Origin of the sequence: Flavobacterium nitratireducens, from assembly GCF_029625335.1 — a bacterium.
GTDB classification, from domain to species: Bacteria; Bacteroidota; Bacteroidia; order Flavobacteriales; family Flavobacteriaceae; genus Flavobacterium; species Flavobacterium nitratireducens.
In genome coordinates, this window is sequence record NZ_CP121111.1 from 2,142,396 (window position 1) to 2,154,928 (window position 12,533).

Annotated in this window: 7 protein-coding genes and 2 pseudogenes; 7 read left to right on the forward strand and 2 right to left on the reverse strand. The window is 32.9% G+C overall.

The features are described from left to right. The first annotated feature begins 48 nt into the window (after positions 1-48). Positions 49-762, forward strand: coding sequence for a DNA repair protein RecO (recO, locus tag P5P90_RS10165; protein WP_278034586.1), 714 nt, complete (start codon positions 49-51; stop codon positions 760-762). Between the two features lie 391 nt (positions 763-1,153). Here recO and P5P90_RS10170 read toward each other — a convergent pair whose 3' ends face one another. After that, positions 1,154-1,417, reverse strand: a complete 264-nt coding sequence (locus tag P5P90_RS10170) for a hypothetical protein (protein ID WP_278034587.1) — start codon at positions 1,415-1,417, stop codon at positions 1,154-1,156. Positions 1,418-2,022: 605 nt separating this feature from the next. Here P5P90_RS10170 and ileS point away from each other — a divergent pair. From ileS to P5P90_RS10185, 3 genes are all read left to right on the forward strand, one after another. Further along, the gene (ileS, locus tag P5P90_RS10175) at positions 2,023-5,424 is read left to right on the forward strand and encodes an isoleucine--tRNA ligase (protein ID WP_278034588.1); all 3,402 of its coding nucleotides are present in this window, start codon (positions 2,023-2,025) and stop codon (positions 5,422-5,424) included. Positions 5,425-5,432: 8 nt separating this feature from the next. Further along, a complete protein-coding gene (locus tag P5P90_RS10180) occupies positions 5,433-5,813 on the forward strand; it encodes a TraR/DksA family transcriptional regulator (RefSeq protein ID WP_278034589.1) in 381 nt (126 codons plus the stop codon). 110 nt (positions 5,814-5,923) lie between these two features. Beyond that, entirely contained in the window at positions 5,924-6,526 is a 603-nt protein-coding gene (locus P5P90_RS10185; RefSeq protein WP_278034590.1) for a lipoprotein signal peptidase, read from the forward strand. A 72-nt stretch (positions 6,527-6,598) separates the two neighbouring features. On the opposite strand, the gene P5P90_RS10190 is transcribed toward P5P90_RS10185, so the two are convergent. Continuing rightward, the gene (locus tag P5P90_RS10190) at positions 6,599-7,168 is read right to left on the reverse strand and encodes a 5-formyltetrahydrofolate cyclo-ligase (RefSeq protein ID WP_278034591.1); all 570 of its coding nucleotides are present in this window, start codon (positions 7,166-7,168) and stop codon (positions 6,599-6,601) included. Positions 7,169-7,292: 124 nt separating this feature from the next. On the opposite strand from P5P90_RS10190, the pseudogene uvrC reads away from it, so the two are divergent. From uvrC to P5P90_RS10205, 3 genes and pseudogenes are all read left to right on the forward strand, one after another. After that, positions 7,293-9,093, forward strand: a pseudogene (uvrC, locus tag P5P90_RS10195) (excinuclease ABC subunit UvrC). 40 nt (positions 9,094-9,133) lie between these two features. Beyond that, positions 9,134-11,335, forward strand: coding sequence for a patatin-like phospholipase family protein (locus P5P90_RS10200; protein WP_278034592.1), 2,202 nt, complete (start codon positions 9,134-9,136; stop codon positions 11,333-11,335). Positions 11,336-11,764: 429 nt separating this feature from the next. Then, positions 11,765-12,529: pseudogene (locus P5P90_RS10205) on the forward strand (DUF3108 domain-containing protein); the annotation flags it as partial. Positions 12,530-12,533: the final 4 nt, after the last annotated feature.

Consider the following 12,533-nt stretch of genomic DNA (forward strand, 5'->3'; position numbering starts at 1 on the left):
TAAGGACTTTTAACTATCTTCGCAATTCATTTTAGCAACATCCAATTCATGCAAATTAAAACCAAGGCAATCGTTATTTCGGCTTTAAAGTACCAAGAAAAAAGCCTGATTGTAAAATGCTTCACTTTGTCGCATGGATTGAAATCCTATTTTGTTCGAGATGCTTTTTCGAGTAGAAAGTCTAATCAGAAAATGGCCTATTTTCAGCCCATGACTATTATTGAAATCGAAGCTACTCACAAAAACAAAGGAACGCTGGAGCATTTCAAGGAAATTAAAATTGCAAATCCTTTTCATACCATCCATTCCGATATTTACAAGAGTACGATTGTCCTATTTCTTTCAGAGATTTTGCATCATTCTATTCATGAAGAAGAAAAAAACGAAGCCCTTTTTGTTTTTCTGGAAACCGCTTTGCATTGGTTAGACGAACATGACGAAATGGCTAATTTTCACTTGAATCTAATGATGGAAATGACCAAATACTTTGGTTTTTACCCCGATGTTTCCGATATTGACATGCCTTTTTTCGAAATGAACGAAGGCGTTTTTACTCCTTTTCAAGCCATAGGTTCTTTGAGCGAACACGAGACCCAATTGTTCAAAAAACTTATTCATTTAAAATTAGACAACCATCAAAAAGTATTTCATGTGGTCGAAAGGCAACTGCTTTTAAAAATCCTGATTGATTATTATGTCTATCATTTGGATGGTTTTAAACGTCCAAAATCTTTAGAAGTGCTCAAAGAGGTTTTTTCTTAGATTGCTTATTTATTAATGTGATGTTTTAAGGATTAATATTTAGCTTAATACCAAAAGAAATAATGTCTGTCTCTTGTTCGAATGAAGAATTCGTTAGATTGTAACTGTGTATATTTTGTAATTGAAATTTTACATCCTCAAAACCTGCCTGAAGAGTAAGCGCAGGTTCTAATAGCCAATAGGCATTATTTTCTTTTAAGTAATTAGGATTGATATCATTTAAATTTCCATTTACATTGTTGTATTTTAAATGGACAATTCTTGATGAAAAAGAAGCGGTAAAATATTTTCTGCTATAACTTAAACTAGGTTGTATTCCTATACGATTGAATTTGGCTGAAAAATATTGATTGTCTGTTGCGGAGATAGGTTCGTATTTGAGTTTGCCAAATCATATTAACCCATAGGTTTCAAAAGTAAAATTAGGAGCGATATCATTAAAATAGCCAATACCTACTTCTAACATATTACCGGATGCTTTGAATTCTTCGGAATAGTCATTTGTAGTCATGTTTTCAAAATTTTTCACCCAATCGGTGTTTAACTGTAAAGCGATATGATTTGTAACTGCATGAGCAGCCTGAAGTTCGTAGCCTTTGGTAAATTCACCTTCGCTATAAGCAATACCTAAATTGGTTTGACCTTTCGTTTTCATAATAGGAATGTTTTGCGTATTTGGTACATAGTACACAGGGGGCGCATCCTATCAAAATTGTTGAAAAAATAATGAGCGTAATTGTTTTCATGATTTTAGTTTTTTATATAAATGTTCTCAGAAAAATTTATAAAGAGTAAAATCAGTTTTAGGTAAATTCGGGAATATTTTAACCTTGTTTTTGGGTGTGAATAAGAAGGTTCTTTTTGTTTAATATATTTATTTTTAGATTTTTTTTATAATGAGGTACATATAAATTTACTCATAATTATTTGGCTTTTTAACGTTATTAGCGGTTTAATTTAACTTGAAAAGTATAGGGTTAACCCAATCGCTCTGATATACGTAAACGTTAGCGCAAAATTGTATTCTGTGACCGCAAAGAGGAGCCACTTTGTGGAGTTACAGGATGAGATTGCTTCGTTCCTCGCAACGACTAGCTTTGCGGTAAAATCTAGAAAGTTGTAACCGTTTTAATTGTTGCAACTTTCTTGTTTTTTGCAAAAATCTTCTATTATTGTGTTTATTCGCTCTTTTTTCTTTCCTCTTTTCTCTAATTTCCTCAAAATTCCTTACTTTCGCACCTCGATTAAGAAAAGGATAAAATGAGTACAAAATTTACTGAATACAAAGGACTTGACTTGCCAACGGTAGCGTCGGAAGTTCTTGATTTTTGGAAGAAAGAAAATATTTTTGAAAAAAGTGTGAGCACTCGCGAAGGAAATGCTCCTTATGTGTTTTTTGAAGGGCCACCTTCGGCAAATGGATTACCTGGAATTCACCACGTAATGGCACGTGCGATTAAAGATATTTTTTGTAGATATAAAACTCAAAAAGGGTTCCAAGTGAAGCGTAAAGCAGGTTGGGATACTCATGGATTACCAGTAGAATTAGGTACTGAAAAAGAACTTGGAATTACAAAAGAAGATATCGGGAAAACAATTACTGTTGCTGAGTACAACGAAGCCTGTAAAAAAACCGTAATGCGTTATACTGACGTATGGAATGATTTGACCGAAAAAATGGGATATTGGGTAGATATGGAAGATCCGTATGTGACTTATAAACCAAAATATATGGAGAGTGTTTGGTGGCTTTTGAAACAAATCTATAACAAAGATTTGATGTACAAAGGGTACACGATTCAACCGTATTCTCCAAAGGCAGGAACGGGATTGTCTTCACATGAGGTAAACCAACCAGGTTCTTACCGTGATGTAACAGATACTACGATTGTAGCTCAGTTTAAAGCGATTGCTGAAAGTTTACCTGGCTTTTTAGAAGGTTTTGGAACTATTCACATCATGGCTTGGACGACAACTCCTTGGACATTGCCATCGAACACTGCTTTGACTGTTGGTCCTAAAATCGACTATGTTTTAGTTAAAACATTCAACCAATATACTTTTGAGCCAATCAATGTGATTTTGGCTAAAAACTTAGTTGGGAAACAGTTTGGTAAAACATATTTTGCTACTGAAGAAGCAGCTGATTTTGAAAATTACAAAGCAGGAGATAAAAGGATTCCATACCAAATTTTAACAGAGGCTAAAGGTGTTGATTTGGTAGGCATTCGTTACGAGCAATTATTGCCTTGGGCGTTGCCATACCAAAATCCTGAAAATGCATTTAGAGTAATTTCGGGAGATTTCGTTACTACTGAGGATGGTACAGGTATCGTACATACAGCTCCAACTTTTGGTGCTGATGATGCTAAGGTAGCCAAAGAAGCTACACCTGAAGTACCGCCAATGTTGGTTTTAGATGAAAATGGTACTCCGGTTCCATTAGTAGATTTACAAGGTAAATTTGTTCCTAGTTTAGGGGACTTTGGAGGTAAATATGTGAAAAACGAATATTATGATGCCGATCAGGCGCCAGAGCGTTCGGTTGATGTAGAAATTGCTATCCTTTTAAAAGAACAAAATAAAGCGTTCAAAGTAGAGAAATACGTGCACAGTTATCCACACTGTTGGAGAACGGATAAGCCTATTTTATACTATCCTTTGGATTCTTGGTTTATCAAAATCACTGAGGTAAGAGACAGAATGTTTGATTTGAACGAATCAATCAACTGGAAACCTAAAGCTACCGGAGAAGGACGTTTTGGAAATTGGTTGAAAAATGCCAACGATTGGAACTTATCACGGTCAAGATATTGGGGAATTCCATTGCCGATTTGGAGAACAGAAGACAAACAGGAAGAAATCTTGATTGGTTCTGTTGAAGAATTGTACAATGAAATTGAAAAAGCAATTGCTGCAGGTGTTCAATCCGAAAATCCATTTAAAGGATTTGAAATTGGAAACATGAGCGAAAGTAATTATGATTTGGTTGACTTGCATAAAAATGTTGTTGACGGAATCACTTTGGTTTCGGCATCTGGAAAACCAATGAAACGTGAGTCGGATTTGATTGACGTTTGGTTTGATTCAGGTGCGATGCCTTATGCACAATGGCACTATCCTTTTGAAAACGCAGCTTTAATTGATAATAATAAATCATTCCCGGCTGATTTTATTGCCGAAGGTGTGGATCAAACACGTGGGTGGTTTTATACCTTGCATGCTATCGGAACCTTAGTTTTTGATAACATTGCTTATAAAAATGTAGTTTCAAACGGATTGGTTTTGGATAAAAACGGACAAAAAATGTCTAAGCGTTTAGGTAATGCTGTTGATCCATTTGAAACTTTAAAAGAGTACGGACCAGATGCTACGCGTTGGTACATGATTTCGAATGCGAATCCTTGGGATAACTTGAAATTTGATATAGAAGGAGTGGCTGAGGTAAGAAGGAAGTTCTTTGGTACACTTTACAATACCTATTCTTTCTTTAGTTTGTATGCCAATATTGATGGTTTTAAATTTGATGAGGCTGAGGTGCCATTGAACGAAAGACCAGAAATCGACCGTTGGATTTTATCGGAGTTACATACTTTAATCAAATTAGTGGATGAAGCTTATGCCGATTATGAACCAACGCGAGCTGCTCGTGCTATTTCTGATTTCGTACAGGAAAACTTGAGCAACTGGTACGTTCGTTTGTGTCGTCGTCGTTTCTGGAAAGGAGAATATGCACAGGATAAAATTGCGGCTTATCAAACCTTATATACTTGTTTGTTAACCGTAAGTAAATTAAGTGCTCCAATAGCTCCTTTCTTTATGGATAAGCTTTACAGAGACTTAACACAGGCTACACAAACAGAAAAATTTGAAAGTGTACATTTGGCGGAATTTCCAAAATACGTTGAAAACTTTGTTGATAAATTGTTAGAGAGCAAAATGCAGAAAGCGCAGACCATTTCATCACTAGTTTTATCACTACGTAAAAAGGAGATGATCAAAGTGCGTCAACCTTTGCAAAAGGTAATGATTCCAGTACTTGACGAGAATCAGCGACTAGAAATAGAGGCTGTTTCTGACCTGATAAAAGCCGAAGTAAACGTGAAAGAAATCGAACTTTTGGACGATGCTTCAGGAGTTTTGGTAAAGCAAATTAAACCTAATTTTAAAGCGCTTGGGCCTCGTTTTGGGAAAGATATGGGATTGATTTCCAAAGAGATACAAAGTTTTACTTCGGAGCAAATTAACCAATTAGACAAGGAAGGAAGCATAAGTATTGTAGTAGCAGGAAAAGACGTAACTTTATCCTTAGAGGATGTAGAAATCACATCTCAGGATATTGAAGGATGGTTGGTTGCTAATTCTAACGGAATTACCGTAGCGCTTGACATCACAATCTCTGATGATTTAAGAAATGAAGGGATTGCGAGAGAGTTGGTAAATAGAATTCAAAACATCAGAAAAGATTCTGGATTTGAAGTGACTGATAAGATTAAAGTAAGTTTACAAAGTAATCCAGCCCTAGAACTAGCTGTAAATACGAATAAGGCTTATATCAAATCAGAAACATTGACAGAAGAGTTAGTGTTTGAAGTTCAAATTGAAAATGGTATAGAAATTGAGTTTGATGATATTAAAACGAAGATAACAATTACTAAATAATATTGATTATGGTAGCTGAAGTAGCACGATACTCCGACGCCGATTTGGCAGAGTTCAAAGAGATAATTCAAAAGAAAATTGAGAAAGCACAGGCCGATTTAGATTTGATAAAAAGTGCTTATATGAATGACTTGAATAATGGTACGGATGATACATCACCTACATTCAAAGCTTTCGAAGAAGGAAGTGAAACAATGTCTAAAGAAGCAAACTCTCAATTAGCAACCCGTCAAGAGAAGTTTATTCGCGATTTGAAGAATGCTTTATTTCGCGTAGAAAATAAAACCTTCGGTGTTTGTAAAGTAACAGGAAAATTAATTAGTAAAGAAAGATTGAAAATCGTTCCTCATGCTACGATGAGTATCGAGGCTAAAAATCTTCAACGATAACAATTGATTTTTCAATAGTAGAATTCCAAATTCCAATGATTTAATTAAAGTTGGAATTTGGAATTTGATTTTTATAAATTACTTATTTTTGCGCAATTAAAATTTAAAAAATGTCATTACTAAAAGCGTATCTACTCATCTTCGTAGTATTACTTGTGGATCAGATTTCCAAAATATATGTCAAAACCAACTTTGTTTTAGGCGGTGAATTTGAGGTTTTTGATTGGTTTAAAATTCATTTTATTGAAAATGAAGGAATGGCTTGGGGAACAAAAATTCCTGGTGAGTACGGAAAATTGATTCTTACTTTATTTCGATTAGTGGCTGTAGGAGGAATTGGCTATTGGTTATGGGATTCGGTAGAACGTAAACACAGTAGTAATTATTTAATTGTTGCCATAGCACTTATTTTTGCGGGAGCTTTAGGGAATATTATCGATTCTGTTTTTTATGGGGTAATTTTCAATGATAGTACGGCTCAATTAGCAACTCTATTTACAGATCAACCTTATGGTACTTGGTTTTACGGTCAAGTGGTAGATATGTTTTATTTTCCAATAATAAAAGATTATCCAATGCCAGAATGGGTTCCATTTCTAGGAGGTAAACCATTTACGTTTTTTAATGCTATTTTTAACGTGGCTGATGTAGCCATTTCAACAGGTGTTGGGATTTTAATTGTATTTAATAAAAAAGCTTTTCATAAGCATTAATTATAACCAAAATAAAAATTAAATCCGTCTTGTTACGATTGTTATCGGTTTCAAGACGGATTTTTTTATGAATTAAAATTGGTAAATGCTTTTTGGAGTTACGCAATAATCTAATTGGATATCGCTTTCAAAAACATCTTCAATCTGTTCTTCGGCTTCGAAAAAAGAAAGTCCTATTTTTAAGGTTTCTGGATTGCATTCGCTTAAAAATTTGTCGTAAAATCCTTTACCGTAACCTACGCGATTTCCTTTTTTGTCAAAGGCCAAAAGAGGTACAAAAACCACTTCTATTTTTTTTGATGCCACTTCGATTCCGTCAACAGGTTCTGGAATATTATATTCGTTCTTTTTGATTTTAGTATTGTCGGTCAAAAGAAAATGCGTCATTTCTCTTGTTTCAAAATTAGATTTTGAAATTAGAATCTCCTTGTCTTTTCCTGAAAGCAAATGCAAAATCATTTCGGTATCTACTTCTTTATGCTCAGCGATAGGAAGAAAAATATGAAAGTAATTTTTGTCCCAAATCTTGAGTTTTAATAATTGATTGCAAATTGCTAAACTCATTTCTTCAATTTCATTTTCAGAAAGTTGTTTACGCAAGTCTTTGTATTTAGAACGTAATTCTTTTTTTGTGTTTTCCATTTTAAATTATACTACTCAATTAAAACTTAAATGTAGAAATAAATTATTTGTAATTCGTAAATTTGAATAGAATTCCCAATAGATGTTATTTTCTATAGATTCACCATTTTTGAAATAAATTTTAATGCAACAAACTGCCCTCGAACTACAAATACAAACCTTACCCGATAGTCCCGGAGTATATCAATATTTTGATAAAGAAGGCAAAATATTATACGTAGGGAAAGCCAAAAACTTAAAGAAAAGGGTTTCTTCTTATTTTAATAAAATACACGATACGGCTAAGACAAATGTCTTGGTTAAGAAAATCGTAACCATAAAACATATTGTGGTTCCAACAGAAACAGATGCTCTTTTTGCTGGAAAACAATTTGATTAAAACCTTGCAACCGCGTTACAACATCAATTTGAAGGACGATAAAAGTTATCCTTGGATTTGTATTAAAAAGGAACCTTTTTCCAGAATATTTTCCACTAGAAGAATGGTGAAAGATGGTTCGGAATATTTTGGACCTTATACCAGTTTTAAAACGGTGAATACTATTTTGGAACTCATTAAAGAACTCTATCCGCTGCGTACTTGCAATTTTGATTTAAGTGAATCGAATATAAACAGTGGGAAATTTAAAGTCTGTCTGGAATATCATATTGGTAATTGTAAAGGACCTTGTGAGGGTTATGAATCCCTAGAAGAATATCAAAAACAGGTCAATGCGATTCGGGAAATTTTGAAAGGAAATTTCAAAGAAACCCTTAAAGATTTCAAGAAATTGATGATGCAATTAGCTAATGATATGCATTTTGAGGAAGCCCAAAAAATAAAAGAAAAGATTGAAGTTCTTGAAAATTATCAATCTCGTTCAACTATTGTAAATCCAAAAATTACTAACATAGATGTGTTTTCTATAGTTTCTGATGAAAGTGCCGCTTATGTGAATTTTTTACAAATTTCTCATGGTTCGATTATTCGTTCGCATACAATGGAAATCAAGAAAAAATTAGCCGAAACTGATGAAGAATTATTAGAATTAGCTATTGTTGAGTTAAGAGATCGGTTTCAGTTGTTGTCTAAAGAAGTGATTGTTCCTTTTGAGGTTGATTTGGGCGAAACTGTAAAAGTTACCGTTCCACAATTAGGTGATAAAAAGCAAATTTTAGATTTGTCTGTTCGTAATGCTAAGTTTTATCGCATTGAACAAATGAAACAATTGCAAATAGTGGATCCAGATAGACATACCAATAGGATTATGGTGCAAATGAAAAAAGATTTGCATTTGCCAGTAGAACCTAGACATATAGAATGTTTCGATAATTCGAATATCCAAGGAACGAATCCAGTTTCGGCTTGTGTGGTTTTTAAAGACGGAAAGCCAAGTAAAAAAGAGTATCGTCATTTTAATATCAAAACTGTAGAAGGGCCAAACGATTTTGCTTCGATGGAAGAAGTGGTTTATCGACGTTATAAACGATTGTTGGCAGAAAACGAACCTTTGCCTCAACTAATTATTATAGATGGTGGAAAAGGACAATTGTCTTCGGCTTTAAAAAGTATTGACGATTTAGGATTGCGTGGTAAAATAAGTATTATAGGGATTGCTAAACGTTTGGAAGAATTGTTTTATCCAGAAGATCCGGTTCCACTTTATTTAGATAAAAAATCAGAAACTTTAAAAGTAATTCAGCATTTACGAAATGAAGCTCACCGTTTTGGGATCACTCATCACAGAGATAAGCGAAGTAAAGCTGCTTTGAATTCTTCGATAGAATCGATACCTGGAATTGGTGAAAAAACGATGTTAACATTAATAAAACATTTCAAAAGTGTTAAAAGATTGCAATTGGCAACAGAAAAAGAAATTTCAGACGTTGTAGGTATATCAAAAGCTAAAAAAATTACCGATTTTTACAAAACATCAGCGCCTTGATTGGATAGTGGCTGTTTAATCTCAAAAAAGAGACCTTTTTATGAAAAAATATTTCTTTTTGTTACTCCTTTTTTGTTGTAGTCTAGCGGTTTTTTCTCAAGTAAAAGATAGACCTAAAATTGGGTTAGTCTTGAGTGGTGGGGGTGCCAAAGGTTTTGCACACATTGGTGTGCTTAAAGTAATTGAAGAAGCGGGAATTAAAATCGATTATATTGGAGGTACGAGTATGGGGGCTGTAGTCGGTGGTTTGTACGCTGCGGGTTATAATGCTGCTCAACTCGATTCTATATTTAAAGCTACTGATTTTGATGAATTACTAAATGATTATATTCCTAGGTATACCAAAAATTCTTACGAAAAACGAAATGATGAAGTGTATTCTGTTGTTTTGCCTTTTGATAAATATAGATTAGGTATTCCAGATGCGCTTTCTAAAGGCTTGTATAATTTCAATTTATTAAGTCGAATAACAAGCCATGTTAGGCATGTTAGGGATTTTAATCAACTTTCTATCCCTTTTTTATGTATTGGATCGGATATTGAAACAGGAGAACAGGTGGTGTTGAATACAGGTAATTTGGCTCGTGCTATGTTGGCTAGTTCCGCCTTTCCCTCTTTGTTTTCTCCGGTTGAATATCAAAATCATTTTTTGGTAGATGGTGGTGTGATTAATAATTATCCCGTTGATGAGATAAGAAAATTAGGAGCCGATATAATTATTGGGGTTGATGTACAAAGTAATTTATTGAATAGAAAAGAATTGAATGATGCGACTAAAATTTTAGTGCAAATCACCAATTTACATTCAATTGAAAAAATGAAAAACAACGTTTTGAAAACGGATATTTACATTCGACCAGATATAAACGATTACAGTGTGATGTCTTTTGATAGCGGTCAAAAAATATTAGCTAAGGGAGAGGAAGCCGCTTTTTCTGTTTTTGAACGATTACAACAGCTTGGAGAATTGGCTAACAACTACAAAAAACCCCAATTATCAAATTCTATAGATAGTTTGGATATTGTCAACATCAATTGCAATACGTTAAAGAATTATACAAAAGAATATGTTTATGGTAAGTTACGATTTAAGCCAGGAACTAAAATCAGTTATTCCCAATTGCAAACTGGAATTAATAATTTGAATGCTACTGAAAACTTTAGCGCAATAGATTATTATTTTGAAAACAATAACGGAAAGGATGATTTGAATTTGATTTTAAAAGAAAATCCCATAGATGGTTTTTTAAAATTCGGACTGCATTATGATGGACTTTATAAAAGTGCTGTTTTAGTAAACGTGACGCACAAGAAAAATATTTTTAAGAATGATGTTGCCTCTCTGGATGTGATTTTAGGTGATAATTTCAGGTATAATTTTGATTATTATATTGAAAATGGATACAATATTAGCGTAGGTTTCAAATCCTTTTTAAATAATTTTAATAGAAATATTGAAGGTCAAATCAGTAATGTCAATTTTGAGGATTTGGGGATCAATTCTTTGAATGTTGATTTGTTAGATCTAACCAATCAGTTGTATTTTCAAACAAAATTTTTACAACGATTTTTAATTGGAGGAGGTTTAGAGTACAAATATTTGAATATCGATTCTAAAACATTGTCGAATGCTAGTGCAAAAATTGATAAAAGCGATTATTTAAGTGTTTTTGCTCGATTAGATTATGATTCTATGGATGATAAATTTTTTCCTAAAACAGGCTGGTCTTTTTCGGGAGATATTCATTCTTATTTGTATTCCTCGAATTATACTAACGATTTTAATCCATTTTCAATTTTCAAGGCTAATTTTGGAATCGCTTTTCCTTTATTCAAATCAGGAGCAATGAAGGTTCAAGCCGAAGCCGGTTCTGCTATTGGTGGTAATAGTGTATCGTTTTTTAACTTTGTTTTGGGAGGATACGGATATGCTATTTCTAATAACTTTAGTCATTTTTATGGCTATGATTTTTTGAGTTTGGGCGCTAATAGTTATATAAAGACAGCGGTTACTTTTGATTATGAAATTTTTAAAAACAATCATATCAATCTTACGGCTAACTATGCTAATATTGGTAATGATATTTTTGAATCGGTAAGTTGGATATCCATTCCTAAAATATCGGGTTATGCTTTAGGCTATGGATTAAAAACCATGTTAGGTCCTATAGAAATAAAACGCAGTTGGTCTCCAGAAACCAAAAAAAGTTATACTTGGTTCAGTGTAGGTTTTCCTTTTTAATTTTTTTCTAAAAAAGTCTATTATTCGGTGGCTAAATCCATTCAGAACAGCTATTTTTTTCTTTAAAATATCTTAAAAATTACAAATTCAACACTTTTTTAACTTCTGGGGTAAATTAAAAATTATCATTTTAATTTTTTATTGTTGCTTTTTTTATGATTATTAAAAAAAAGACTAAATATTCAGAATCTTAGATTAAAATTTTGTTAAACTTAATTTTTGTTGTGAATATCGCATTTTGTTGCCGTATATTTGTAACATCAAAACAAAAGGGGTGGTTTCCTTTTGGGTTATATAAAATAATAGTTTATAATTTTTTGGTTGGTTAATAGCATAAAAACTCAGTCATCATTTGACTGAGTTTTTTTGTTTTAATATCTTTGGAACAAAATTTGCAAATTCGATCAATAATAGAAAACTCAGTAAATTATGAAAAAAATAATGTTACTCTTATTATTGATTTTGACCGTTAGTTTTGACTCTCGTTCTGATGACGCTTTTGATGTAGGTGAGTGGTTTAAATTTCGTATACATTACGGATTTGTAAATGCAGGATATGCTACTCTCGAAGTAAAAGATGCAGTCATAAACAATAGAAAAGTTTTTCATGTAGTAGGAAAAGGATATACTACTGGTGTTTCACGCTTTTTCTTCAAAGTTGTAGATATTTACGAAAGTTATATAGACAAAGAAACGGGTAATCCATATCAATTTGTACGAAATATTAATGAAGGTGGCTACACTAAAAATCAAGAAGGCTTTTTTAATCAACCATTACATAGGGTAACTGTAAAGGACTATAAAAATAAGACTGAAAAAACTTTTGTTGTTCCTAAAAACACACAGGATATTCTTTCCGCTTTTTACTATTTACGTAATTATCCTACTATTGATAAAATAAGACCAGGTGAGTTTGTGGAAATCGATATGTTTTTTGATGACGAAACCACAAAATTTAAGTTAAAATTTATGGGTCGTGAGGATATTAAAACTAAATTTGGAGTTGTATCTTCAATGATTTTTAGACCATTGGTTCAATCAGGTCGTGTTTTTAAAGAACAAGAAAGTTTAACTGTTTGGGTTTCAGATGACGAGAATAGATTGCCTATTCGCATCAAGGCAGATTTGGCTGTAGGTTCACTAAAAGCCGATTTGGATGCTTTCAAAGGATTGAAAGCACCATTTAAAAATAAAGAAA

Coding starts and splice junctions, on each gene's coding strand:
- recO (WP_278034586.1), top strand. CDS start 49: ATGCAAATTAAAACCAAGGCAATCGTTATTTCGGCTTTAAAGTACCAA.
- P5P90_RS10170 (WP_278034587.1), bottom strand. CDS start 1,417: ATGAAAACGAAAGGTCAAACCAATTTAGGTATTGCTTATAGCGAAGGT.
- ileS (WP_278034588.1), top strand. CDS start 2,023: ATGAGTACAAAATTTACTGAATACAAAGGACTTGACTTGCCAACGGTA.
- P5P90_RS10180 (WP_278034589.1), top strand. CDS start 5,433: ATGGTAGCTGAAGTAGCACGATACTCCGACGCCGATTTGGCAGAGTTC.
- P5P90_RS10185 (WP_278034590.1), top strand. CDS start 5,924: ATGTCATTACTAAAAGCGTATCTACTCATCTTCGTAGTATTACTTGTG.
- P5P90_RS10190 (WP_278034591.1), bottom strand. CDS start 7,168: ATGGAAAACACAAAAAAAGAATTACGTTCTAAATACAAAGACTTGCGT.
- P5P90_RS10200 (WP_278034592.1), top strand. CDS start 9,134: ATGAAAAAATATTTCTTTTTGTTACTCCTTTTTTGTTGTAGTCTAGCG.